The sequence below is a fragment of the Siminovitchia fortis genome, assembly GCF_007681465.1.
In the GTDB taxonomy this organism is placed as follows: Bacteria; Bacillota; Bacilli; order Bacillales; family Bacillaceae_C; genus Siminovitchia; species Siminovitchia fortis.
In genome coordinates this window covers 14,603-38,344 of the sequence record NZ_VEKZ01000033.1, presented here as the reverse complement: position 1 = coordinate 38,344, position 23,742 = coordinate 14,603, and the positions used below count along the sequence as shown (strand labels likewise).

Annotated in this window: 25 protein-coding genes, 4 pseudogenes and 1 riboswitch; of the genes and pseudogenes, 16 read left to right on the top strand and 13 right to left on the bottom strand. The window is 38.8% G+C overall.

What is annotated here, in order from left to right; genetic code table 11:
- The first annotated feature begins 141 nt into the window (after nt 1–141).
- Together FS666_RS11700 and FS666_RS11695 are read left to right on the top strand one after the other, a co-directional pair.
- Nucleotides 142–339, top strand: coding sequence for a hypothetical protein (locus FS666_RS11700; protein WP_244943902.1), 198 nt, complete (start codon nt 142–144; stop codon nt 337–339).
- 1 nt (nt 340) lies between these two features.
- Nucleotides 341–721: a DUF6262 family protein gene (locus FS666_RS11695; protein WP_144462697.1), complete on the top strand. Its 381-nt coding sequence runs from the start codon at nt 341–343 to the stop codon at nt 719–721.
- Between the two features lie 44 nt (nt 722–765).
- Here FS666_RS11695 and FS666_RS11690 read toward each other — a convergent pair whose 3' ends face one another.
- Entirely contained in the window at nt 766–1,626 is an 861-nt protein-coding gene (locus tag FS666_RS11690) for an ATP-dependent DNA ligase (RefSeq protein WP_144462695.1), read from the bottom strand.
- A gap of 239 nt (nt 1,627–1,865) precedes the next feature.
- On the opposite strand from FS666_RS11690, the gene FS666_RS11685 reads away from it, so the two are divergent.
- The 6 genes and pseudogenes from FS666_RS11685 to FS666_RS11660 form a co-directional block, all read left to right on the top strand.
- The gene (locus tag FS666_RS11685) at nt 1,866–2,594 is read left to right on the top strand and encodes an alkylmercury lyase family protein (protein ID WP_144462693.1); all 729 of its coding nucleotides are present in this window, start codon (nt 1,866–1,868) and stop codon (nt 2,592–2,594) included.
- 78 nt (nt 2,595–2,672) lie between these two features.
- Nucleotides 2,673–3,071, top strand: a complete 399-nt coding sequence (gene merR1 / locus FS666_RS11680; protein WP_144462691.1) for a mercury resistance transcriptional regulator MerR1 — start codon at nt 2,673–2,675, stop codon at nt 3,069–3,071.
- Between the two features lie 14 nt (nt 3,072–3,085).
- Nucleotides 3,086–3,355, top strand: coding sequence for a hypothetical protein (locus FS666_RS11675; protein ID WP_144462689.1), 270 nt, complete (start codon nt 3,086–3,088; stop codon nt 3,353–3,355).
- Nucleotides 3,352–3,654 carry a mercuric transport protein MerT gene (gene merT / locus FS666_RS11670; protein WP_144462687.1) on the top strand — a complete coding sequence of 101 codons (303 nt, stop codon included), beginning with the start codon at nt 3,352–3,354 and terminating at the stop codon, nt 3,652–3,654. Before FS666_RS11675 ends, merT begins: the two co-directional genes overlap by 4 nt.
- Nucleotides 3,655–3,656: 2 nt before the next feature.
- A complete protein-coding gene (gene merP / locus FS666_RS11665; RefSeq protein ID WP_144462685.1) occupies nt 3,657–4,004 on the top strand; it encodes a mercury resistance system substrate-binding protein MerP in 348 nt (115 codons plus the stop codon).
- Nucleotides 4,005–4,258: 254 nt separating this feature from the next.
- Nucleotides 4,259–5,359 (top strand): annotated as a pseudogene (locus tag FS666_RS11660) (FAD-dependent oxidoreductase); the annotation flags it as partial.
- 67 nt (nt 5,360–5,426) lie between these two features.
- Here the strand turns inward: FS666_RS11660 and istB (FS666_RS11655) are convergent.
- The 3 genes and pseudogenes from istB (FS666_RS11655) to FS666_RS11645 all read right to left on the bottom strand — a co-directional run.
- Nucleotides 5,427–6,146, bottom strand: coding sequence for an IS21-like element helper ATPase IstB (gene istB, locus FS666_RS11655; protein WP_013399917.1), 720 nt, complete (start codon nt 6,144–6,146; stop codon nt 5,427–5,429).
- Nucleotides 6,134–7,651: an IS21 family transposase gene (istA, locus tag FS666_RS11650; protein WP_144462667.1), complete on the bottom strand. Its 1,518-nt coding sequence runs from the start codon at nt 7,649–7,651 to the stop codon at nt 6,134–6,136. Before istA (FS666_RS11650) ends, istB (FS666_RS11655) begins: the two co-directional genes overlap by 13 nt.
- A gap of 139 nt (nt 7,652–7,790) precedes the next feature.
- Nucleotides 7,791–8,300, bottom strand: a pseudogene (locus FS666_RS11645) (IS110 family transposase); the annotation flags it as partial.
- Nucleotides 8,301–8,618: 318 nt separating this feature from the next.
- Here FS666_RS11645 and FS666_RS11640 point away from each other — a divergent pair.
- From FS666_RS11640 to FS666_RS11625, 4 genes are read left to right on the top strand one after another with little or no spacing between them, the layout of a single operon-like run.
- Complete coding sequence (locus tag FS666_RS11640; protein WP_144462683.1) at nt 8,619–9,608, top strand: ABC transporter substrate-binding protein; 990 nt, start codon at nt 8,619–8,621, stop codon at nt 9,606–9,608.
- Between the two features lie 6 nt (nt 9,609–9,614).
- Nucleotides 9,615–10,643, top strand: coding sequence for a FecCD family ABC transporter permease (locus tag FS666_RS11635; RefSeq protein WP_144462681.1), 1,029 nt, complete (start codon nt 9,615–9,617; stop codon nt 10,641–10,643).
- Nucleotides 10,640–11,428, top strand: a complete 789-nt coding sequence (locus FS666_RS11630; RefSeq protein WP_144462679.1) for an ABC transporter ATP-binding protein — start codon at nt 10,640–10,642, stop codon at nt 11,426–11,428. Before FS666_RS11635 ends, FS666_RS11630 begins: the two co-directional genes overlap by 4 nt.
- A gap of 17 nt (nt 11,429–11,445) precedes the next feature.
- Nucleotides 11,446–11,898, top strand: coding sequence for a cobalamin adenosyltransferase family protein (locus tag FS666_RS11625; protein ID WP_144462677.1), 453 nt, complete (start codon nt 11,446–11,448; stop codon nt 11,896–11,898).
- On the opposite strand, the gene FS666_RS11620 is transcribed toward FS666_RS11625, so the two are convergent.
- From FS666_RS11620 to istA (FS666_RS11580), 8 genes are all read right to left on the bottom strand, one after another.
- Nucleotides 11,860–12,414 carry a hypothetical protein gene (locus tag FS666_RS11620; protein ID WP_144462675.1) on the bottom strand — a complete coding sequence of 185 codons (555 nt, stop codon included), beginning with the start codon at nt 12,412–12,414 and terminating at the stop codon, nt 11,860–11,862. The two genes, FS666_RS11625 and FS666_RS11620, sit on opposite strands and share 39 nt — an antisense overlap.
- 874 nt (nt 12,415–13,288) lie before the next feature.
- Nucleotides 13,289–14,410 carry a KdpD-like non-kinase potassium sensor gene (gene kdpDN / locus FS666_RS11615; RefSeq protein ID WP_144462673.1) on the bottom strand — a complete coding sequence of 374 codons (1,122 nt, stop codon included), beginning with the start codon at nt 14,408–14,410 and terminating at the stop codon, nt 13,289–13,291.
- A gap of 18 nt (nt 14,411–14,428) precedes the next feature.
- On the bottom strand, nt 14,429–14,995 hold the full coding sequence (gene kdpC, locus FS666_RS11610; protein WP_144462671.1) for a potassium-transporting ATPase subunit KdpC: 567 nt from the start codon (nt 14,993–14,995) through the stop codon (nt 14,429–14,431).
- 22 nt (nt 14,996–15,017) lie between these two features.
- A complete protein-coding gene (kdpB, locus tag FS666_RS11605; protein ID WP_144462669.1) occupies nt 15,018–17,051 on the bottom strand; it encodes a potassium-transporting ATPase subunit KdpB in 2,034 nt (677 codons plus the stop codon).
- A gap of 18 nt (nt 17,052–17,069) precedes the next feature.
- Nucleotides 17,070–18,755, bottom strand: a complete 1,686-nt coding sequence (gene kdpA, locus FS666_RS11600) for a potassium-transporting ATPase subunit KdpA (protein WP_117017002.1) — start codon at nt 18,753–18,755, stop codon at nt 17,070–17,072.
- A gap of 35 nt (nt 18,756–18,790) precedes the next feature.
- Entirely contained in the window at nt 18,791–18,868 is a 78-nt protein-coding gene (gene kdpF, locus FS666_RS20655) for a K(+)-transporting ATPase subunit F (protein ID WP_369008225.1), read from the bottom strand.
- A 235-nt stretch (nt 18,869–19,103) separates the two neighbouring features.
- A riboswitch (cyclic di-AMP (ydaO/yuaA leader) is annotated at nt 19,104–19,266 on the bottom strand.
- A 118-nt stretch (nt 19,267–19,384) separates the two neighbouring features.
- Nucleotides 19,385–20,104 carry an IS21-like element helper ATPase IstB gene (gene istB / locus FS666_RS11585; RefSeq protein WP_013399917.1) on the bottom strand — a complete coding sequence of 240 codons (720 nt, stop codon included), beginning with the start codon at nt 20,102–20,104 and terminating at the stop codon, nt 19,385–19,387.
- Nucleotides 20,092–21,609 carry an IS21 family transposase gene (gene istA, locus FS666_RS11580; RefSeq protein WP_144462667.1) on the bottom strand — a complete coding sequence of 506 codons (1,518 nt, stop codon included), beginning with the start codon at nt 21,607–21,609 and terminating at the stop codon, nt 20,092–20,094. The genes istB (FS666_RS11585) and istA (FS666_RS11580) overlap by 13 nt, the downstream gene beginning before the upstream one ends.
- A gap of 141 nt (nt 21,610–21,750) precedes the next feature.
- On the opposite strand from istA (FS666_RS11580), the pseudogene FS666_RS11575 reads away from it, so the two are divergent.
- Nucleotides 21,751–22,317 (top strand): annotated as a pseudogene (locus FS666_RS11575) (FAD-dependent oxidoreductase); the annotation flags it as partial.
- 132 nt (nt 22,318–22,449) lie between these two features.
- On the opposite strand, the pseudogene FS666_RS11570 reads toward FS666_RS11575, so the two are convergent.
- Nucleotides 22,450–22,653: pseudogene (locus tag FS666_RS11570) on the bottom strand (ATP-dependent DNA ligase); the annotation flags it as partial.
- A 166-nt stretch (nt 22,654–22,819) separates the two neighbouring features.
- Here FS666_RS11570 and FS666_RS11565 point away from each other — a divergent pair.
- The 3 genes from FS666_RS11565 to FS666_RS11560 are packed head-to-tail and all read left to right on the top strand — an operon-like array spanning nt 22,820 to nt 23,651.
- On the top strand, nt 22,820–23,149 hold the full coding sequence (locus FS666_RS11565; RefSeq protein WP_244943901.1) for a DUF7448 domain-containing protein: 330 nt from the start codon (nt 22,820–22,822) through the stop codon (nt 23,147–23,149).
- A 58-nt stretch (nt 23,150–23,207) separates the two neighbouring features.
- The gene (locus FS666_RS19820; RefSeq protein WP_186306544.1) at nt 23,208–23,366 is read left to right on the top strand and encodes a hypothetical protein; all 159 of its coding nucleotides are present in this window, start codon (nt 23,208–23,210) and stop codon (nt 23,364–23,366) included.
- A gap of 54 nt (nt 23,367–23,420) precedes the next feature.
- Entirely contained in the window at nt 23,421–23,651 is a 231-nt protein-coding gene (locus tag FS666_RS11560) for a hypothetical protein (protein ID WP_144462661.1), read from the top strand.
- Nucleotides 23,652–23,742 lie beyond the last annotated feature (91 nt).

Here is a 23,742-nt window from a genome sequence, read left to right as displayed (position 1 = left end):
ATTTAGCATATTATTTCAGGGAAGTACAGAAATCACGCTGAAGGAATTTGAATAAAGAAGGCCTGTTTTTGACGGAACAAAGTGATTCTTTACAGTAATGGTGGCAGCCCATGTAAGGACCTGGCAGTAGGACTTTCAGAAATGGATGTAGCAAAATATGAAATTCACATTCAATCCACTTCTAAGATGGTTGAAGTAGCGAAACAATATGGGCGTGAAGAGATAGCACAAAAAAACCAGAAGAATTTAGATAGACTACAAGATATTTACAATACGATTAAACAAGGAAATATAATATTTGGACGAATCGAAAGAATAAAACGTAAGCAAGGGGTATAATATGGCAGAATATGACCGTAAGAAACACTTAAAGCAAATTCACGAAAGTCGAAAAGCCATTACCGTGAGTAAAGTAGATGATGCTATTAAAAGGCTCGTTAGAGCTAATCAAGGAATTAATTTTAATAGTGTAGCCAGTGAGGCCGGAGTGGCAAAGGCTACGCTATATAATAATGTGACACTACGTGAGCGAATTGAAACACTACGTCAGCAGCAGATAAAGAGCCCTTCTGCGAAGCAAGTTAAGTATGAAATAAATGAAAATAATAAAGACGCAATTATCGAATCATTAAAGCGGAAAGTTAAGCGATTAGAGCAGGAGAAGAAGGACTTACGAGACCAATTAAAAGTAGCGTATGCAGAGGTATATAAAACAATTTAGATAACCACAATAAAAGGAAACCTCCAGATCAACCGGAGGTTTCCCTAATATAAAAACTCACAAAATGAAGGCGAGCGTAGCAAACCCTTCCGTGTGAAATTACGAAATTTCACACGACATCGTAATACCGGTTCAAGCTCAACGAACTTATCGTCCTCTTTAGTAATAAGTTGTTTAGAAATGTTATAGAAAGCCTTCCGAATTTGTGGATTTGTCCCCAGTTCTATTATACCTATCGGTATAAATTTGTCCCCTTCTTGCCTGGAACACAGCCATCCAAATTCATCCTTCCGGTATCCAGTTATATAAACGTCTTCATACATCCAGTTGATCAATTTAAGCCAATGCTTACTTCTCTTACTGACATATTTACTGTTTTTATACTTACATACCATGCCTTCCAACTTCATCTGTTCAACTGCAGCAAATAAATCAGTACCCCGATCCTCAATATAGCTAATTTTCTTGTAAAAAGCATTTTCATGCATTACTTCATTCAAAATAGCCTTACGTTCTAAAAGAGGTATGGAGCGTAAGTCTGTTCCATCATAGTGCAGAATATCAAAAACGACATACTCAACCGGCAATTGCTTTTGTAATATCTTGATTTTGTCCGACTTTTTTGCAGAAAAGCGTTCCATAATCAGTTCAAAATCAATGGTTCCAGTTTCAGGGTCCACACAAACGAGCTCTCCGTCTAGGATAACGTCAGTATCTACCGGCACATCAAGTAATTCGGGAAAGCGTTGCGTTATCTCGTTCTTATGCCGGGTCCACAAGCGGGTCTGATCACCTACTTTACTAACAAGTAAGCGAATGCCGTCCATCTTAGGCTCAAAAATATAGTTTGTATCATCAAATGGCTGTTCCGTTTTTTCTAATAACATTGGTGTAATAAATGACATGAAATCACCTAATATAATTTTAATGGGTTAATAGATAAAAAGTCTATGGGAACTGTTGGGTGTTGATTTGTGCAACTTCTTTTTCATAACTGTTTTACAGTTACCACCATGTTTATATAGAGGTAAGAGCAGAAAGTCTAAATTAAATTTCAAGAAATAATTATTGACCCTGTACCATAGTACGAGGTTTAAACTATAAAAGAAAAATAACTCAAATACTCAATAAAGGAGGTAACAACATGAGCGAAAATCATATCAATGCTTCAATAAAGGACAAGGTGTTACAATCACTCGGTTTGCCAAAAGGAGGATTTGAGGAAAAAATCAGTAACCTGTCTCCTGCCGACAACCTAATTCGTACAGATATCCTTCTTTCCATGGCAGAGGGAAAAATCGTCAATATCAATAATATAACCGCAATGGAGGGACAAACCGAAATCGATATGAAATCTACTCTTCAGCGTTTGAGGGAATTGGACTTAATTCACTGGGACCACAAATCTGGAGATGTTACAGTGGCATATCCTTTCTCTGGAGTTCCCACCCCACATCGAGTCACATTGGCTGGTATGGCACCAGCTTATTCCATGTGTGCAATTGATGCTCTAGGCATTCCATCCATGTTTACGGATGCCGTGATTGAGTCTGAATGTGCATTTTGCGGTGAAAAGATCACCATCGATGTGAAAGACAACGTTCCCGTTACCAATCTTGGCACCGTTGTTGTAGGCTTGGGAACAACGGATGCTGCCAACGCATGCTGCGATTCTTCTTGTGGACCGAGTGAGCCAATGTCCATTTCCTCCAGCTGTTGTCCAGCAATACAATTTTATTGCTCTGAGGAACATTGGCAAAAAGCGAATGCAAAAAATTCAACGATGGCAAAGGACAAGCTGACTCTTTCGGAAGCCTATGAGGTTGGGGCTGCTATATTTGGCGGCATGTTATCTGGCTGTAATGCAGAGTAGAACCTCATGCAATGAAGTACAATATATATTGACCCCGTACCTAAGTACAGGGTGTATACTCTATCTGAGGTGAAATAAATGCAATTTCGTATTGGAGAACTGGCTGACAAGTGTGGCGTTAACAAGGAGACAATTAGATACTATGAGCGTTTAGGCTTAATTCCAGAGCCTGTTCGAACTGAAAATGGCTACCGTACGTATTCTCAACAAACGGTCGATCGAGTAAATTTCATAAAAAGGATGCAGGAACTGGGCTTTACCTTAAATGAAATTGACAAATTATTAGGAGTTGTCGATCGTGATGAAGCAAAGTGCAGTGATATGTATGATTTCACTGTTCTTAAGATAGAGGACATTCAACATAAAATTGAAGACCTCAAAAGAATTGAACAAATGCTGATGGACCTCAAAGAAAGATGTCCTGAAAATAAAGATATTTTTGAATGTCCCATTATTGAAACATTGATGAAAAAATAAAGAGGTGATACAACATGAAAAACACAATTAAACGTTCAGCTTGGCTTCTTGTTGCACTAATTACATGCCCGTGTCACCTCTTTTTACTCCTTCCGTTGTTCGCAGGTACAGCTCTGGGATCATATTTTATAGAATTTAATGATGTAATTTTCATAGTGATGGGCCTATTATTTGTTTTTGCTCTGTTCAGGGTTTGGAGAAAAGCTGATCCAGAAGTAAAAAATGAATCACAGAAAGAAACAGCAATGCATGATTGTTGCAGTATGGAGAGGTTTAAATCATGAAGGAAAAAGTATCACAGTTCGCTACTGTATTTTCGGCTTTTGCTATGGCTGCATGCTGCCTGGGTCCACTTATTTTCATACCTCTAGGACTAACAGGATTTGCTGGAGCATTAGCTTTTTACTCACTAAAATATCGGTTAATGTTCAGCATTGTTACCATCATACTTCTTGCTTACTCCTTTTATATGGTTTATGGGAGAAAGGGAAAAAGAAAGAGTTCTGTCCTGGGCTTATGGATCACGACGTTTTTCGTTTTCGGCATGTTTCTTTTTTTATTTCTAGTTGAAGGTGGAATATAAAAATGAGTTATACGAGGGTACAAATAATCAGGAGTATAATGCTATTATCCCTTCTTTTACTGGTTACTGCGTGTAGCAATGAAAAAGAAGCACAAAATACTATAGATCCTCAGAAGGAACAAAAAACTACAGTTGTAACAAATAAAACAGGGACATTCACCGTTTTGGGAATGGATTGTTGTCCACCTTCTGTTGTAAAAGATGTAATGGAACAGGTAGAGGGTGTTGGTAAATCCACCATTAAAGTCAGTGGAAGCACGGCAGAAGTGACGGTTTCCTTTGATGATAAGAAGACGGATTTACAGGCAATCAAGACAGCAGTTTCAGATTTCGGGCTTGGAATCGAGTAAAGGAGGAATTTGATATGAAAAGATATCGAGTAAACGTTCAAGGAATGACATGTACCGGTTGTGAAGAGCATGTAGCAATAGCGCTTAAGAACACCGGTGCTACAGGGGTTGAAGTCGATTTTCGTCGTGGTGAAGCTATATTTGAGCTTCCTAATGATGTGGAGGTTGAATCAGCAAAAAAGGCGATTACTGACGCAAACTATCAACCGGGACAAGCAGAAGAAGTTCAAAAACCTGAAATGACCAGTAATTTAATGAGGAAGTATCGGATGAATGTTCAAGGAATGACCTGCACTGGTTGTGAACAACATGTAGCTGTCGCTCTTGAAAATATTGGTGCAAAGGGAATTAACACCGATTTTGGCCTTGGAGAAGCTGTATTTGAATTGCCGAATGATGTAAAGCTGGAAACAGCCAAAAAAGCAATTGCTGATGCAAAATATCAACCAGGAGAAGCAGAAGAAATACAAGCACAATCGCAAGAAAAGCCAGATGTAAGTTTAGGTGATGAAGGTAATTACGACTATGACTACATCATTATTGGCTCTGGTGGGGCTTCCTTTTCTTCTGCCATTGAAGCCGTAAAATATGACGCAAAAGTGGCGATCATCGAACGTGGAACAGTAGGTGGAACTTGCGTGAACATCGGCTGTGTTCCGTCAAAAACGCTGTTAAGAGCTGGTGAAATCAATCATATAGCAAGAAACAATCCATTTGTGGGATTGCACACTTCAGCCGATAATGTGGATTTGGCACCATTGATAAAGCAGAAAAATAAGCTGGTCACGAATCTTCGAAATGCAAAGTATGTGGATTTAATTGATGACTATGGCTTTGAGTTAATCAAAGGCGATGCGAAATTCGTGGACGAAAAAACCGTTGAAGTGAACGGCATGAAGTTATCTGCCAAACGATTTTTAATCGCGACAGGTGCTTCCCCAGCTATGCCAAATATTGCTGGCCTAGATGAGGTCGATTATTTAACAAGCACCACGCTTCTTGAATTAAAGAAGGTTCCAAAGCGTCTTACCGTCATCGGCTCCGGCTATATCGGCATGGAATTAGGGCAACTATTCCACAATCTTGGCTCAGAAGTCACATTGATGCAAAGAAGCACGCGTCTGTTAAAGGAATACGATCCTGAAATCTCAGAAGCCATTACACAAGCCTTAACAGAACAAGGGGTCAATTTAGTGACAGGAGCATCCTTTGAACGAATCGAACAAGATGGGGACGTTAAAAAGGTTCATGTCGAGGTTAATGGAAAGAAGCGAATCATTGAAGCAGATCAATTGCTAGTTGCCACAGGAAGAACACCGAACACCGCAACTTTGAATTTACAGGCAGCAGGTGTTTTTGGCAAGTAGAAAATGTATGAAATGGCAATTAAAAATGCATACATACACTTGCCAAATTCCATGGTTAACGTTGAGAGATTGAGTCTTTGTATCGGTGACTTTCACCATTGAAGATGATTAAATGAGAATGATGAATCAGCCGATCAATGACGGCCTCTGTTAAAATGGGATCGCCAAAGACATTATTCCATTGGCTAAAAGGTAAATTGGTTGTCACAATGATGCTTTTGGTTTCATAACACATGGAAATAACTTGAAATAATAACTCTGCCCCCTGTTTATGCAATGGAATATAGCCCAATTCATCAAGAATCAAGAGATCCAACTTTTCGATTTGATTGAGAAATTTACCAAGGTCACCTTTTTCATTGGCCTCCAATAAAGCATTGACAATGGAGGCGGCCGTATAGAACTTCACTCTTTTTCCTTGTTTTTTCATCAAATTGAGGGCGATGAGAGTGGAAAGGAATGTTTTACCGGTTCCCACTCCGCCATAGAAGATAAGGTTTTCCTGATTTTTCGTAAACTCACCTTCTAAAATATAATCTTTTGTGATGCCTGGGGCTAGTTGAATCTCCCGCCAATCATAAGGTTTATTTGGAATTTTCGGCAATGTCGCCTGTTTTAGTAGTAAATTTATCCTTCTCTCATCTCGATGCTGCACTTCTCGTTCAAACAGCTTCAGTAAAAATTCCTCATTTGTTTCCGCATGGATGGTATGGTAATTGGCTGGAATCCAGCTTAATTTTAGTCTTTTGGCATATTCCTTAATCATTTGTTCCATGATGCCACATCTCCTTGGGATTCGAATAGGCGGTCATAATGCCTTACTCCTCGGATGGCTTCCGGCATATCTGGAACGTGTTTTTTCGGTTGAATTGGCTCTCGTATACCTCTTCCATTGATTAATTGATAAAATACCTGTTTAATCGATTCTACTTTCGGATGACCATACTGGGAGGCAATCCTCAAAGCCTGTGTCGAAACTTCGAAATCATGTTCTTTTAGTAAAACAGCTAGTAGTTGTAATGCTTCCTTCTTTTCTTGAACGGTACAATTGGAAAAATAATTTTTCCATTCTTCCGGCATCTTTTCATAGAAATCCGTATATTTTAATGCATTTGGCCTTTTGGCCATTAACGTAAGATATGGTTGCCATTTCATTGATTTTTGTTTTGTGCCATATAAACGCTCGTGCTTGATAATCAGCTCATGCTCTTCTGTTAAAATGGCAATCTCATGATAAGAGATCTTTGCCAAAACCTTTTGTTTGGCAAAACGGGGAGACGTGGAATATAAATTGTTTTCTAAATGGATGAAACCGTACTTATCAGCCGTGACCTGCTCATATCGGACACATTCAAATTCTTTGGCTGGCAATTGAAGAAATAACGCTTGTTCTTCTTCAAATAATTCAGCGATGAGTCGCTCCTTCTCATAATGCGGACGATTCCAGTCCTTCTCACATTTCTCCCATAAAGATTCATTAAAACTTTCTAGTTGATAGATTGTTTGTTCAGGTAAAAAGAAATGGTTTCGAATATATTTCACCTTTGATTCGACATTCCCTTTTTCATTTCCGCTGGCTGGGTTGCAGAACTCGCATTCAAAGCCATAATGTAAAACGAATCGTTGAAATGTCTCTGTCAATTCTCTTTCTCCGTTTGGCAAGATCGTTTTTACGGCAGGGGAGAGATTATCAAAACGAATGACCCTTGGAACCCTTCCCATATAGTGAAAGATTCGTTTTAATCCTTCCAAGAAACATTCTTGATTTTGAGCTGGCATGACTTGCACATAGGCCGCATTACTGTAAGGGAATGAAACGACCAGGTAAGGAAAATCGACGTATTTCCCCTGATAGAGAAAAGGAGCTTCTCCAAAATCAACTTGAGCCGTTGCAGGTTTCGATGCTAAAGGTAACGCAGCTGATTCACTTTGTTCGAGCAGTTCTTGTTTTCTTTTTGATACATAGAGCCGAACAGAACGATCTGAACCTGTAAATCCATATTCTTCTTTTAAGATTTCATACATTCGTTTCGCAGTTCTTCGATATTTTTTCTTCTTTGTCAAGTCCTCTTTAATCCATTGATCCAATATCGGTTTCACTGGATCCATCACTTTCGCTTTTCTCGTTTGTTTAACTTTTGAGGGATTGAAGTCTTCCATTTCCGCATACTTCTTCACTGTTCTTGGATCACGATTCATTCTTTTGGCAATATCGGAATAGGAACATCCTTTTTGGTTTGCTTCATATCTGATATAATGAATTTCAGCCACTGCTAACATCTCCTTGAATACCTCCCGTTGAACTGTTTTGTCCAACTAGGAGGGTAGTGTATTTGGGGAATGTTGGCAAGTGGTTTTTTTGTTTTATAGGACCTGCATAAATTAATTGCCAAACGTTACATTTTTAGTTTGCCATAAACACACCAAACACATCTGAAATAACTGAATTTAGTTTAACATTTGAGCATTCTAATACTTTCAGAATCCTATTTTTTTCTGAAGTCAAATGGCCGATCCATTTTTTACGAAGCCGAGTTAAATCACGAAGGTTTCGTATATCTTCTGGTGGAACAAAACTTTTTTCAATCAGTCCATAACGCAATAACTTCGCAATCCACTCTGCATCCGAAACATCTGTTTTTCTTCCAGGGACATTCTTGATTCTTTGAGCATTCGCTAATGTAATATCAAAGTAATCCTCCAAAATGTTATAAACAGGTTTCCAATAAACTCCAGTACTCTCCATCGCAATGTGCGTAATGCCATGGTTTTCCAACCACTTTAGTAAACGAAAGAGATCCTTTGTTAAAGTGGGGAAAGTTTCTGTTCCAATGAATAATTCATCGTCCTGTTCGCCAATCATGACACAAGCAACAATTGTTTCAGCATGTACATCTAATCCTGCACAACGTGTCATCAGTACATCCAATATAATCCCTCCCATAAAGTAGATTCACAAACAGCGAGTGAATTTGAAATATAAGCATTTTTCTGTACGTAGTCATCATTCCAAATGAATGAGCTAACAATGGGTTGTTCACCAAATCCACTCAAACAGTTTTTTATTCAGGGTATCATCCACCATAAAAGCCTACGTATTGTTAACTGTTTGTGTTATCTACATTATGGGAAAGAAATATCCATTTTCATGCCAGGGTTGTGAATGAAAATTCATGATTGTTTTATTTTGGTTTAATGTGTGGCCACACTAAACATATAAAAAATTTTATAGAAAAGGAGATTTGTGATGAATCAATTCACCAAATTGCTACTACCCATATTGCTTTTATTATTTTTAACAGCTTGTAATACCGATACTGCCAACAATGATGATGAAAATTCGACAAATCAACCATCCGAACAAGCTAAACAATCGGCTTATCCGCTGACGGTGACAGATGGCCGTGGTAAGGAAATTACCATTACGGAAAAACCGAAACGTATTGTTTCGACTGCTTTAGCTGTCGATGAATTGCTGGTGGATTTAGTACCTTCTGAAAATCTTGTAGGCGTCACAGCGATTTCTAGTGATCCAGCGATTTCCAATGTTGCAGGCAAAACCGATTCAATTGAAACGAAATTTGAAACCGTAACAGCCGAGCAAATTTTAGCATTAAAGCCAGATTTGGTGATTATTCCTTCTTACGTTAATCCAGATGTATTGAATCAATTAGAAAATGCCGGAATTACAACATTCCAAGTCATCGATGACACTTCCTTTGAAGGTATTTTAAAAACCGTTGAAACGCTGGGGAAAATTGTCGGAGAACAAGAAAAAGCGAATAACTTAATCGCGGATATTCAAAAACGAATCGATGCATTAAAAGAAAAAGCGGACAAAAAAGAAAATAAACCTCGCGTTCTTTATTACACGGAATACTCCTCCAGTGTGACAGACAATACCACAATCGGTGAAATGATTAAATTAGCCGGCGGAATTAATGTTGTATCGGAAGCAGGGATTTTAGGCGAATCCTACCCTGACTACCCGGAAATTTCAAAAGAGGTATTGGTTCAATTAAAACCAGATGTGATTTTTACAACTGCCTGGGGGTCTACTACAAACAATGGGGAGCCGGCTTTCGTAACAGAATGGAAAAAAGACCCTGCACTAAAAGACGTGCCAGCTATTAAAAACAATAAGATTTATGTGCTAGACAGCGCCAATGTAACCACTGCCTCCCACTATGTAATCGAAGGAGCAGAAGAAATGGCTGCGATTTTATCTAAGGAGTAACAAAAGATGAAGCAACTGAAAATGCCCGTCTTTTTTATCGCCAGTTTTATATTATTTCTATTCAGTATCGTCATCGCCACGAGTTTCGGTGGCGTGACGATTCCCTTTTTTGAAACCGTTCAAGTTTTTTTGGCGAAACTTCCTTTTTCCTATTTTGAAACGGACTCTACCTTTGAACAGATTTTGCTTTATATTCGCTTGCCACGTGTCATTGTAGCAAGCATTGTTGGTGCCAGTTTAGCTGTGTGTGGGGTGGTCATGCAAAGCTTATTCCGCAATCCGATGGCAGAACCGGGCATCATTGGCATCTCATCAGGAGGCTCTTTAGGAGGCGTCATTGCTATTTATTTTGGATTATCCCATATCAGTACCTTTTTTGTTCCTGTCTTTGGTTTTTTAGGGGCTCTCCTCACTTTGCTTCTTGTCTATATCATTTCTACATCAAACGGCAAAACATCCATGTTAACTCTTCTTTTAACAGGGGTCGCCATCAGTTCGTTCATTTCCGCTTGCAGTTCTCTTATTATTACATACGCGAGTTACGGCCAATTGCAGCAAATTCTATACTGGCTTATGGGCAATTTAAATGGACGGGATTGGGATGATGTAAAGCTGTTAATTCTCCCTTTTATCCTTTGCAATATTCTCATATTCAGCTACCGCAAGCAGTTGGATATTTTATTGCTTGGGGAAGAGGAAGCGAAAAACTTGGGCATCCATGTGCAACGGACACGCACCATTTTATTAATTAGCGCTTCTTTATTAACAGGGGTTTGCGTCTCTTTGACTGGCGCCATTGGATTTGTCGGCTTAATTGTTCCTCATATGATTCGCTTGTTGATTGGGCCAACCCATCGTTATTTGATACCAACCAGTCTGATAGGTGGTGCATTATTTTTAACATTGGCTGACTTAATCGCGCGCCTCGTTATTCGCCCAGCTGAAATTCAAATTGGGATCATTACTGCATTCTTAGGCGCTCCATATTTTATTTTCTTAATATTGCGCCAGAAAAAAATGGAGGGACTTTTATGAATGAAACGGCTCTTGAAATTCAATCTTTAACCTTTCATCGAAATGCCCGAACCATTTTTAATAACCTTTCCTTCACTGTTGAAAAAGGGAAGTTTATTGCCCTCATTGGACCGAATGGAACGGGAAAATCTACCTTATTAAAATGTTTGGCCGGCATTAATCGGATTGATAGCGGAGACATTAAAATTTTTAATCGGTCCCTTCGACAGCTGAAACCTATGGAAATCGCCAAACGCATCACCTATATGCCCCAAACGACCACATTAGAGACGAATTTTACTGTGCAACAAGTGGTCGAAATGGGGCGTTATCCACACAAAAAACGGTTTTCCCGCTGGATGAAAACCGATCAGCTGGCCGTCAAAAAAGCGTTGGAGCAAGTCGGCATCAGCCATTTGAAACATCGATTTGTCCCTTCTTTATCTGGAGGAGAACGGCAGCTTGTCTATTTAGCAAAAGCCATTGCTCAAGAAACAGATATTTTACTATTAGATGAACCGACTTCTGACTTAGATATTTACTATCAAGTCATTGTAACGGACATTCTTCATTCTCTCGTACAGGAAGGAAAAACGGTCATAGCAGCCATTCATGATATCAATTTAGCTACCCGCATTTGTGACCAATGTATTTTTTTAAAAGATGGAAAGTTTGTGGCTTATAATGCCCCTTCTGACGCGTTAAATACCGAAAATATTGCCAAAACATTTCAGGTGAAATCCATCATTTATCAAGAACCTTTAACGAAGAAAAAACAGATGATGCCTGTTGATGTATTAACATAGTGAAGGAGTAAAATTCAATGAAAAAAGATTTACGCTATATTTGTTATAGCTATATGAAAGAAAAAAGCTGCAAAGTGGATTATGAAGTGCTTTCAGATGCTTTAACTGTCAGCATTGGCATGGTGATTCCCTATTTAACCAAAGAGCATGAACAAATTATAAAAGATGATCTCATTCGCCTGCAGCAATTAACGTATCACGCCAATGGTTCTGTTCGGGGCAACCTGGCTATCACGGAAGAAGATGTTGAATGGTTAAGCTCACGGTACGACTATTATAGCGGGCAAGTGGGCGAAGCAATGAAACATTTCGTCATACCACAAGGATGTCTGGCAGCACTGCATTTGCATCGTGTGAGAAATGATGCAAAGCTTGTTTACCGCGCCTTGTATTTTGTCGAATCAAATGAGATCTCAACTAAATTCACATTTTTAGGAAATGAAAATATGGAAAAGACCAATAACTATTGAAAAAGCGATTAACGTCATATGTGTTGTTCGTAAGCTTTTAACCTTTTTATTTTTAAATAACATCAACCCAATAACACCAGCTATTGTAAATACAATTATTGATACTAACCCACTTACCCCTTCATCTTCTAATCTTCCTTCATGAAGGTACATGAGAATTCCGTGACTGATACCTAAAATGAGAGTGGCAATTCCAATCAGTATGTGGTATTTACCTAAAAATTTCGTGATCGATATATAAACTTGCTTAATTGACGGAAATGTCGTAATCATCGGTTTTGTTAATCTTCTCATTGGAAATATTAACCCAGCCACTGCAAATGTGATAACGGTTCCCCAGCCAATCATTTCTCCTGCATCTTCATAGCGATCGTCTATATGTTCTTTTTTGCCATACTCCCATTCGTAATGCTCATGATGCTTCCCAAAATCATCATCGGCAAATGCAATGTAACTAGACGTAGAAATCAGTGTAAAAAAGAATGTTAGTGCCATCAATAATTTCAAATATTTCATACATCTTCTCCTGTTCATATTGATTTTTAATAGAAGTGTAAATAAGCAATATGAAAAACCTCTGAAAAAATGGTCGTACTAAAAATTTTTCACTCTATTCTCATGGAAAACTATGTGAATATAAGTTGAAAATTATTCAGTAGATGAAATAATTTTAAAATAAAAAACGAGGCTGTCTAGAAAGTCGAACACTTTCTGAACAGCCTTACTTCTTATAGTAATATCCTCTTAAAAACTTTCCCTGCGGTGGTTACAAAACGCGCCTCCTCGTTGCAATTTATCTGCGGCAAAAACTCTAGCGAAAGCCGCAAAGGGGACGTCTCAACTTTTCAGACGCCTGTTAAGTAACAAAAAAGTTGTATACTGAAAAGTTCATTGAAAAGCAAAACACCGTTCAGAAATATGAACGGTGTAACAAAAAAGTTGTATACTCATTTTATAATTTTTTGAATCAGCCGATTAAAAAGTGACAAAATTGTTGTATACTCAATTTCCTTTATTTGGATTTTACAAGTTCCTTCAAAAACTCTATTGCACTTTCTAATTTACCGCGAAAGGCTTTGTAGAGAATAGATCGTTTTACGATATATCTATCATTAGATAAAACTTCTATCAAAAATAGTTTTAAGAAAGTCATCGTAAACTCCTTGATTTTTCAAGGGGGTTTTTTATTGTAATGACAAAAAAGTTTTAAAAAGAATTTCTTTCTGATCGGATTGTGACCAAAAAACTTTTAAAAATAGCGTAATTTATTCCGACGGAGTTTTTATCATCATCTAATACAGGAACTATTTATTATTCCAACATATAACATTCGAACTTTGGTTGACAATAGCTAAAGTTTTTCATGTAATAAGTTTCTTTCAACATCAAATTAGCGATCCGATACAATTAAAACATCTACATATTTCAGCTTCTGCATGATTACATTAATAATTGACCCTTTCCAAATCTCTTCCCACCGCGTCCGAGCGGACATCCCCATAACGATTTGTGTAATTTTATATTGGCGGCACACTTCTACAATTTGTTGAGCCACTTTTCTTGATTTAGCTTCTTGAATAATAAATGTGGCGCCAAATTGCTCAGCTAGATTTTTCCACTCATGGATTACTTTTTCGTCTTGATGACCTGATTGTTTAATATGAAGAATATAGAGATCGGCATTTAAACGATCGGCAATCCTCCAGCCTCGACGAATTAATTTCTCTGCGTTCGGTCGGTAGTTCACACACACCAAAATTTTTTCGTGTATGCCTGATGGTTCTTCAATGCCTAATTCCGTTCTCTCTTTTTCTAGCCGTAAATCAATGTCATCGGCCACTTCACGCAGTGCCAGCTCCCGTAAAGCGACTAAATTTCCTTTGCGAAAAAAATTATTGAGAGCTTGTTGGATCTTTTCTTTACTATATACTTTTCCTTCTTTAATACGCTCAAGGAGCGTTTCTGGACTGACATCGATAATTTCTATTTCATCAGCTTCCTTTAGTATGGAGTCAGGGACTCTTTCGTTTACTTGTATACCCGTAACCTGTTGAACAATGTCTCGGACACTTTCTAAATGTTGAATGTTCATCGCCGTCCAGACATGAATCCCTGCTTGTAGGATCTCTTGAACATCTTGATAACGTTTTTTATTTTTTGAGCCGGGGGCTGCGAGCTCATCAATAATGACGACATCAGGATTTCGCTTAATAATGGCTTCCACATCTAATTCTTGGAATTCGCGTCCCTTGTAATGAATCGTTTTTTTCGGAATAATTTCTAAATCTTTGATTTCGGCTTCTGTATCAGCACGACCATGAGTTTCGACTAATCCAATGACAATGTCAACCCCTTTTGCTTTCAGGTCATGTGCGTCCCTTAACATATGAAACGTTTTACCGACACCGGGAGCCGCCCCAATATAAATTTTGAGGCGGCCCTTTTTCATTTTTTCGATTTTCTTTAATATTTCTTCCGGGCTCATTCTTTTGTATTTTCTTCCATTATCCATATCCTTATTAACCTCTCATCAAGACTTGTTTTGAATCATCTTTTGCAGTTCCATATTCAGTTTTAATACATTTACTCTTGGTTCTCCAAAAATTCCTAACATTCTTCCTTCAATATGCTTTTTCACCAAATTATTTAGTTGTTCTTCAGATAAACCAGTAGCTTTGGCAACAGAAGGAACTTGGAAGAAAGCCGCGGCAGGGCTGATATGAGGATCCAGCCCTGATCCGGAATTCGTGATTAAATCTAACGGAACTTCTTCTTTCGTTTTTCCGGGATTTTTCTTTAACCATTCTTCGGCTGCCTTCTCTGTTCGCTGAATCATTTCCTCATTAGAAGGGGCATAGTTAGGTGAACCTGAAGCAGCTGCATCAAAATTAATGGAAGAGATACGCCCATGAAAATATCTTGGATCTTGAAACGACTGACCGATTAACTCCGAGCCGACAGCTTTGTTTTCATCATTATAAACAATGCTTCCATTCGCCTGATGAGGGAAGAGCGTTTGTGCAATTCCTGTCATGAAGGCAGGATAGCCTAAACCGAATAAAAGTATCATCACAATCGCCAAACGAATACATTTCATATACCTCATTCCTCCTTTACTATTAAACGAACATTCCGACAAAAAGGTCAATGAGCTTAATACCGATAAATGGAGCGATCACGCCACCTAAACCATAGATCAATAAGTTGCGGCGCAATAGCTTCACAGCTGGCATCGGTTTATAGGTAATCCCTTTCATCGCTAATGGAATTAATAAAGGGATAATAATCGCGTTAAAGATTAATGCCGATAAAATGGCACTCGTAGGCGAATGTAAGTGCATAAAATTTAAAGCTTTCATTTGCGGAATGGCCACCGTAAACATAGCTGGTAAAATCGCAAAGTATTTCGCAATATCATTCGCAATACTAAAAGTTGTTAGGGCTCCGCGTGTCATCAATAACTGTTTACCAATGGAGACCACTTCAATAATTTTTGTTGGGTCTGAATCAAGATCGACCATGTTGGCGGCTTCTTTCGCAGCAATCGTTCCGCTGTTCATCGCTAATCCCACATCTGCCTGTGCCAAAGCAGGAGCATCATTTGTCCCGTCCCCTGTCATGGCCACCAAGTTACCTTTTGCTTGTTCTTCGCGAATCACACGAATTTTATCTTCTGGTTTGCTTTCAGCAATAAAATCATCTACTCCTGCTTCTTTCGCAATGGTAGCCGCAGTTAATGGGTTATCGCCTGTACACATAATCGTTTTAATCCCCATCTTCCGAAGTTCTTCAAATCGCTCTCGCATCCCCGGCTTAACCGTATCTTTCAAGTAGATAATCCCTACAATCTTCTTGCCTACTGAAACGGCTAACGGCGTTCCTCCTTGATTGGCTATTTGATCGCTTTTTTCTTTCAAATCGTTCGGAATTTCGCCACCTAATTGCTGAACATATTTTTGTATTGCATCCACTGCTCCCTTGCGGTAGGAAACGCCATTAATATCCATGCCGCTCATCCGCGTTTCAGCAGCAAATGGAATAAATTCGGCTTGTTCATATTGAGAATGATCAATCGAAAATCCTTGATTTTTCGCCAACTCTAAAACAGAACGTCCCTCTGGTGTTTCATCTTTTAAAGAAGAGAGGACCGCCGCTTCTCGTGCATCTTCCTCAGTTGCCGAACCAACGGGGATGAACTGTGAAGCCATCCGGTTACCAAACGTGATGGTTCCCGTTTTATCCAGAATAATGGTACTTATATCCCCTGCAGCTTCTACGGCTTTACCAGACATGGCCAACACATTAAAGCGGGTAACACGGTCCATTCCGGCAATACCAATCGCTGAAAGAAGTCCGCCAATCGTTGTTGGAATTAAACAAACGAGCAACGCAATTAAAGTGACGATCTGTAATTTTATACCTACATAACTGGCGATAGGTATCAATGTGATGACAACCATTAAGAAAATGAGAGTAAGCGTAATCAGTAATGTATTTAACGCCAATTCGTTTGGTGTTTTTTGTCGTGAAGCTCCTTCGACTAATGAAATCATTTTATCTAAGAATGATTCACCCGGATCCACCGTAATTCTCACTTTAATCGAGTCACTGACCACCTTCGTTCCACCGGTAACCGAGCTAAAATCTCCTCCTGCTTCTTTTATGACAGGAGCTGATTCCCCTGTAATGGCTGATTCATCAATGGACGCTAATCCTTCAATAATCTCCCCATCTCCGGGGATAATGTCACCAACTTCGACCAATACAATATCGCCTTTCCTTAACTGCGTAGACGACACGGTTTCAATTTCACCTTTATGATTGATTCGTTTCGCTATCGTATCGGCTTTGGTTTTCTTTAAGGAATCCGCTTGTGCTTTCCCTCTTCCCTCGGCAATCGCTTCGGCAAAGTTTGCAAACAGAATCGTGAACAGCAAGATGATAAAAACAGCCAACACATATCCTCGATTTTGTATGTTAAAATATTGAGGCATGAAAAGCATCCACAATATAATAAAGGTTCCAACTTCGACAACAAACATGACCGGATTGCGCATCATGACAAGCGGATTTAATTTTTTAAAGCTGTCAATAACAGCTTGTCGTACAATAGGTCCCTGAAAAAGCGACTGCTTTTTTATTTCAGATTTCATGTTTATCTCTTCCTCCTTCTAACGAATCGTTAAAAACTCAGCGATTGGACCTAATACAAGTACAGGGAAGAATGTTAATGCTCCGATAACTAATACAGTACCAATCAAAATCACCCCAAATGTGGCGTTGTCTGTCCGAAACGTACCAATTGTCTCCGGCACAGGCTGTTTTTGAACCAATGAACCCGCCACGGCTAACATAGCAATGATCGAAATATATCTTCCTAATAGCATGACCATTCCTGTCGAAATATTCCAGAATGGAGTGTTATCTCCTAATCCTTCAAAACCAGAACCATTATTTGCCGCTGATGAGGTGTACTCATATACGACTTGCGAAACCCCATGAAAGCCCGGGTTGCTAATCGCATCCGTACCTAAATGCGTCATAAACGCAATCGCAGATGGAACCAAAATAATGAATGGATGCGTCAAGAGGGCAATCACCATCAGTTTGATTTCCCGCGGCTCAATTCTCCGGCCTAAAAATTCCGGTGTACGTCCTACCATGAGCCCAGCTAAAAAGACAGCGAGAATGGCATACATTAATATATTGACAAAACCAACACCGTCACCGCCAAACACGTTGTTGAGCATCATCCCCACAAGTGGAACCAATCCACCAATTGGAGTGAGTGTATCATGCATATTGTTTACCGATCCTGTTGTCGCAGAGGTTGTGACTGCCGTAAACATGCTGGACAATGCGACACCAAACCGAACTTCTTTTCCTTCCATATTTCCTTGGGAAGAAGAGAGGCCCATCTTATTAAGCGCAGGATTCCCAGACTGCTCAGCACTATAAACGATAGAAAGCAGTACAAGGAAAATAGCTAACATCGTTCCGAAAAGAACCCAACCTTGTTTACGATTTTTCACTGCCAGCCCATAAGTAAATGGGATGGCCGCTGGAATGCACCACATCGACAACATTTCAATGACGCTCGTCAGAGGATTAGGGTTTTCAAAAGGATGAGCAGAGTTTGTCCCGAAAAATCCTCCTCCGTTCGTTCCTAAATGTTTAATCGATTCCAGCGATGCCACAGGACCCAACGCTAATGTTTGTACTTTCCCTTCCAATGTAGTGACCGTTGCACTAGAAGCGAATGTTTGCGGCACGCCCAGCGCAACAAGAACAAGCGTCACAATGACGGAAAGAGGGAGCAGAACTCTCACATTCGCTCGAATGAAATCTTGAAAAAAGTTGCCAATAACGTTTCCTTTCGTTGATAGAGCGCGAATGACAGCCATCGCTACAGCGATGCCAGTAGCGGCAGAAGTAAACATCATCATTGTGACAAATATCATCTGGGATAAAATCGAAAGCCCTGTCTCACCGCTATAGTGTTGTAAGTTCGTGTTGGTCATAAAGCTGACCACTGTGTTAAAAGTGAGAGTAGGTTCCATGTTATCAATCTTGGCAGAATTGAAAGGCAAATATTTTTGTAATCTCAGCACGAGATAAGAAATTCCTAAAAGAACAGCATTGACGGAAAGTAAAGTGAATGTATATTTTTTCCATCCAGTCGCTTCAAGACTTTTAAGACCAGCTGTCCAATAAATTGCTTTTTCAATGGGGAAAAACACTTTATCTAGCTTGCTTTTTTCTTTGAAAAACACAAGATACATATATCGGCCTAATGGCATTGCTATTAATATCAATAAAAGAACGACGATCATTACCTGCAATATATCGTATCCCATAAGTTGAAAAACCCTCCATTTCTCATTCAAGTAAATTAAAATTTCTCAGGGTATATCAATGCATACACCAGATAAACCAACACCATCAAAGTTATCGCTCCAATTATCCACATCATTTTTCTTCTCCTCCATTGACTACATCATCACACCAAATCGCAAATCCGCAAAATGAAGCAAAAGTTGCGGCTAGTAACAAAATCACGAAAATATCCCACACGGTTTTATCCTCCTATGAAAACAATTTACAAACTTTAATAGGTTATCATTTTTTTCCTAAAATATTCAATTCATGAGCGCAAAAAACCAACAGGAGGGTATCCTTTTGGTTTTTCGGCAACAACAAATAACCCCTCCTCTCATGACGCTTACGAGGTTAGCTGACGGATTCGGGTGATGAGAGTCACCCTACTCATCCAGAACAATCACAAGTTCTGAATGAGATTCACCCCATGTGATCAATAAGATCACGGTTGGTTCCCCCGCTCCTATTCGGATTCAGCGACTATTAGGGAAATCATTAATTTATGAAGTTGTTGGTGTAATCATACTCCTTTCCAATGTTTTTGGCAAGTAGAAAATGTATGAAATGGCAATTAAAAATGCATACATACACTTGCCAAATTCCATGGTTAACGTTGAGAGATTGAGTCTTTGTATCGGTGACTTTCACCATTGAAGATGATTAAATGAGAATGATGAATCAGCCGATCAATGACGGCCTCTGTTAAAATGGGATCGCCAAAGACATTATTCCATTGGCTAAAAGGTAAATTGGTTGTCACAATGATGCTTTTGGTTTCATAACACATGGAAATAACTTGAAATAATAACTCTGCCCCCTGTTTATGCAATGGAATATAGCCCAATTCATCAAGAATCAAGAGATCCAACTTTTCGATTTGATTGAGAAATTTACCAAGGTCACCTTTTTCATTGGCCTCCAATAAAGCATTGACAATGGAGGCGGCCGTATAGAACTTCACTCTTTTTCCTTGTTTTTTCATCAAATTGAGGGCGATGAGAGTGGAAAGGAATGTTTTACCGGTTCCCACTCCGCCATAGAAGATAAGGTTTTCCTGATTTTTCGTAAACTCACCTTCTAAAATATAATCTTTTGTGATGCCTGGGGCTAGTTGAATCTCCCGCCAATCATAAGGTTTATTTGGAATTTTCGGCAATGTCGCCTGTTTTAGTAGTAAATTTATCCTTCTCTCATCTCGATGCTGCACTTCTCGTTCAAACAGCTTCAGTAAAAATTCCTCATTTGTTTCCGCATGGATGGTATGGTAATTGGCTGGAATCCAGCTTAATTTTAGTCTTTTGGCATATTCCTTAATCATTTGTTCCATGATGCCACATCTCCTTGGGATTCGAATAGGCGGTCATAATGCCTTACTCCTCGGATGGCTTCCGGCATATCTGGAACGTGTTTTTTCGGTTGAATTGGCTCTCGTATACCTCTTCCATTGATTAATTGATAAAATACCTGTTTAATCGATTCTACTTTCGGATGACCATACTGGGAGGCAATCCTCAAAGCCTGTGTCGAAACTTCGAAATCATGTTCTTTTAGTAAAACAGCTAGTAGTTGTAATGCTTCCTTCTTTTCTTGAACGGTACAATTGGAAAAATAATTTTTCCATTCTTCCGGCATCTTTTCATAGAAATCCGTATATTTTAATGCATTTGGCCTTTTGGCCATTAACGTAAGATATGGTTGCCATTTCATTGATTTTTGTTTTGTGCCATATAAACGCTCGTGCTTGATAATCAGCTCATGCTCTTCTGTTAAAATGGCAATCTCATGATAAGAGATCTTTGCCAAAACCTTTTGTTTGGCAAAACGGGGAGACGTGGAATATAAATTGTTTTCTAAATGGATGAAACCGTACTTATCAGCCGTGACCTGCTCATATCGGACACATTCAAATTCTTTGGCTGGCAATTGAAGAAATAACGCTTGTTCTTCTTCAAATAATTCAGCGATGAGTCGCTCCTTCTCATAATGCGGACGATTCCAGTCCTTCTCACATTTCTCCCATAAAGATTCATTAAAACTTTCTAGTTGATAGATTGTTTGTTCAGGTAAAAAGAAATGGTTTCGAATATATTTCACCTTTGATTCGACATTCCCTTTTTCATTTCCGCTGGCTGGGTTGCAGAACTCGCATTCAAAGCCATAATGTAAAACGAATCGTTGAAATGTCTCTGTCAATTCTCTTTCTCCGTTTGGCAAGATCGTTTTTACGGCAGGGGAGAGATTATCAAAACGAATGACCCTTGGAACCCTTCCCATATAGTGAAAGATTCGTTTTAATCCTTCCAAGAAACATTCTTGATTTTGAGCTGGCATGACTTGCACATAGGCCGCATTACTGTAAGGGAATGAAACGACCAGGTAAGGAAAATCGACGTATTTCCCCTGATAGAGAAAAGGAGCTTCTCCAAAATCAACTTGAGCCGTTGCAGGTTTCGATGCTAAAGGTAACGCAGCTGATTCACTTTGTTCGAGCAGTTCTTGTTTTCTTTTTGATACATAGAGCCGAACAGAACGATCTGAACCTGTAAATCCATATTCTTCTTTTAAGATTTCATACATTCGTTTCGCAGTTCTTCGATATTTTTTCTTCTTTGTCAAGTCCTCTTTAATCCATTGATCCAATATCGGTTTCACTGGATCCATCACTTTCGCTTTTCTCGTTTGTTTAACTTTTGAGGGATTGAAGTCTTCCATTTCCGCATACTTCTTCACTGTTCTTGGATCACGATTCATTCTTTTGGCAATATCGGAATAGGAACATCCTTTTTGGTTTGCTTCATATCTGATATAATGAATTTCAGCCACTGCTAACATCTCCTTGAATACCTCCCGTTGAACTGTTTTGTCCAACTAGGAGGGTAGTGTATTTGGGGAATGTTGGCAAGTGGTTTTTTTGTTTTATAGGACCTGCATAAATTAATTGCCAAACGTTACATTTTTAGTTTGCCATAAACAGCAGGCGTAAAAGTAGGCTCTCGTGGCGAAATCGTGATTGATGAGTATTCGAAAACGACGAATGCACGCATTTATGCAGCAGGAGATGTGACGCTTGGTCCTCAATTTGTTTATGTGGCAGCTTATGAAGGTGGAATGGCTGCGAAAAATGCCATCGGAGGACTGAACAAAAAGCTAAATTTAGAGGTTGTTCCTGGGGTTACGTTCACTGCTCCAGCAATTGCAACGGTTGGTTTGACGGAGCAACAGGCAAAAGAAAAAGGATATGAAGTGAAAACATCCGTCTTGCCGTTAGATGCCGTTCCAAGAGCCTTGGTTAATCGGGAAACAACAGGTGTGTTTAAACTGGTGGCGGACGAGAAAACACTAAAAGTGTTAGGGGCTCATGTTGTGGCTGAAAACGCAGGAGACGTGATTTATGCGGCAACACTGGCTGTCAAATTCGGTTTAACTGTAGAGGATCTCCGTGAAACGATGGCTCCATATTTAACAATGGCCGAAGGATTGAAGCTGGCTGCCCTTACGTTTGATAAAGATGTATCAAAATTATCTTGTTGTGCTGGTTAAAGCTCCTTTTTAGGAGCTTTTTTAATTTTACTTATTCATTTAAGTGAGTGACGTTAAACTGTTCAACATATTATTCATGACCAATATATTTAACGCCTAGTTATTATTAAGTTTTTTAAAATTTAGTCTTGATAAACAGTCACCATCGGGTACCGGTAAATCTATTAATTCAGGAAACAATGATGTGATCTCATTGTTATGTCGAGTATAAATTTTGACTTTGCTATTGAACTTAGTCCAAATACATCTAAATCCATCAAGCTTTAATTCTGTTATCCAATTTTCGTCATCAAAAGGCTGATCTATGCTATGCAGCAACATTGGGGATATAAACATATAAACACCTCTAGGTAATTTTAACATGAAGAAATTAGATGCTATACAGTTTTACCTTTGGTAAGTTATTGAAAAAGATATAGGAGATGTTAGTAGATAAAAGGGCAAGTTGATACAAACAAAGCGACAGAAAGGAAAGGTAAAAATGTATGAAGAGGTTTCTGTCTTGAAAGGGAAAACACTGACAAAAATTGAAACCGATTATGAAGACGAATTAATTTTTTATACTTCTGACGGGGAGATTTACAAAATGTATCATGAACAGCATTCTTATGAATCTGTGTCTATCGAGGACATAAATGGCGATTTGAAAGACTTGATTGGTAATCCTATAACAATGGCAGAAGAAGTTACTCAAGATGACCTTAACGCTCCCGAAAGTGGGACATGGACATTTTATAAATTTGCTACAATTAAAGGATTTGTAACTATTCGTTGGTATGGAGAATCTAACGGTTATTACTCAGAATCAGTAGATTTTATAAGGATTCACTGATGCACATTTCGATTTAAATATACACTAGACAAAAACTGCGAGGAAAGGAAATTACTAAATGAATTATAAAGTAATCAATAAATTAGTGAGGTATGACGGAAAGATATGGATGATTGACGCAATATCGGACAAAGGAATGGCTACTATCTTTAGTAATGGGCAGGTGGCCATAGCACCTGAAAAAGAACTTGAATACTTAAAAGAAATTGATGCATAGGTCAGAGTAATAGCACATAATCAATATACAAACACTATGATTAGGAGGATTTATATGAAGTTACCTAAACATGTCAAAGAAGCATTAGCGAAGTCTGCCGATAATTACCAAGTCGCTAGGAAACAGCAACTAATATTTCAAGAATGGGTAGAAAAGAACTTTGGAGAAGAAGCAATAAATCATGATAATGTAAGAGATGCTATAGTTAATTGGGTAGAGCAGACCAATAATCCTCATATAGCTATTAAGCAGTTGGAGAGTGAACTGGACGATTTTATGAAATAAGATAACTAATAAATTAATGTCGCATTAAAATAAGCCCTTCTTGAATTCAGAGGGGCTGTTTTTATTAATGACTGTTTCACCTTGGTTTTGA

Coding starts and splice junctions, on each gene's coding strand:
- FS666_RS11700 (WP_244943902.1), top strand. CDS start 142: ATGGATGTAGCAAAATATGAAATTCACATTCAATCCACTTCTAAGATG.
- FS666_RS11695 (WP_144462697.1), top strand. CDS start 341: ATGGCAGAATATGACCGTAAGAAACACTTAAAGCAAATTCACGAAAGT.
- FS666_RS11690 (WP_144462695.1), bottom strand. CDS start 1,626: ATGTCATTTATTACACCAATGTTATTAGAAAAAACGGAACAGCCATTT.
- FS666_RS11685 (WP_144462693.1), top strand. CDS start 1,866: ATGAGCGAAAATCATATCAATGCTTCAATAAAGGACAAGGTGTTACAA.
- merR1 (WP_144462691.1), top strand. CDS start 2,673: ATGCAATTTCGTATTGGAGAACTGGCTGACAAGTGTGGCGTTAACAAG.
- FS666_RS11675 (WP_144462689.1), top strand. CDS start 3,086: ATGAAAAACACAATTAAACGTTCAGCTTGGCTTCTTGTTGCACTAATT.
- merT (WP_144462687.1), top strand. CDS start 3,352: ATGAAGGAAAAAGTATCACAGTTCGCTACTGTATTTTCGGCTTTTGCT.
- merP (WP_144462685.1), top strand. CDS start 3,657: ATGAGTTATACGAGGGTACAAATAATCAGGAGTATAATGCTATTATCC.
- istB (WP_013399917.1), bottom strand. CDS start 6,146: ATGGAACAAATGATTAAGGAATATGCCAAAAGACTAAAATTAAGCTGG.
- istA (WP_144462667.1), bottom strand. CDS start 7,651: ATGTTAGCAGTGGCTGAAATTCATTATATCAGATATGAAGCAAACCAA.
- FS666_RS11640 (WP_144462683.1), top strand. CDS start 8,619: ATGAATCAATTCACCAAATTGCTACTACCCATATTGCTTTTATTATTT.
- FS666_RS11635 (WP_144462681.1), top strand. CDS start 9,615: ATGAAGCAACTGAAAATGCCCGTCTTTTTTATCGCCAGTTTTATATTA.
- FS666_RS11630 (WP_144462679.1), top strand. CDS start 10,640: ATGAATGAAACGGCTCTTGAAATTCAATCTTTAACCTTTCATCGAAAT.
- FS666_RS11625 (WP_144462677.1), top strand. CDS start 11,446: ATGAAAAAAGATTTACGCTATATTTGTTATAGCTATATGAAAGAAAAA.
- FS666_RS11620 (WP_144462675.1), bottom strand. CDS start 12,414: ATGAAATATTTGAAATTATTGATGGCACTAACATTCTTTTTTACACTG.
- kdpDN (WP_144462673.1), bottom strand. CDS start 14,410: ATGGATAATGGAAGAAAATACAAAAGAATGAGCCCGGAAGAAATATTA.
- kdpC (WP_144462671.1), bottom strand. CDS start 14,995: ATGAAATGTATTCGTTTGGCGATTGTGATGATACTTTTATTCGGTTTA.
- kdpB (WP_144462669.1), bottom strand. CDS start 17,051: ATGAAATCTGAAATAAAAAAGCAGTCGCTTTTTCAGGGACCTATTGTA.
- kdpA (WP_117017002.1), bottom strand. CDS start 18,755: ATGGGATACGATATATTGCAGGTAATGATCGTCGTTCTTTTATTGATA.
- kdpF (WP_369008225.1), bottom strand. CDS start 18,868: ATGTGGATAATTGGAGCGATAACTTTGATGGTGTTGGTTTATCTGGTG.
- istB (WP_013399917.1), bottom strand. CDS start 20,104: ATGGAACAAATGATTAAGGAATATGCCAAAAGACTAAAATTAAGCTGG.
- istA (WP_144462667.1), bottom strand. CDS start 21,609: ATGTTAGCAGTGGCTGAAATTCATTATATCAGATATGAAGCAAACCAA.
- FS666_RS19820 (WP_186306544.1), top strand. CDS start 23,208: ATGAATTATAAAGTAATCAATAAATTAGTGAGGTATGACGGAAAGATA.
- FS666_RS11560 (WP_144462661.1), top strand. CDS start 23,421: ATGAAGTTACCTAAACATGTCAAAGAAGCATTAGCGAAGTCTGCCGAT.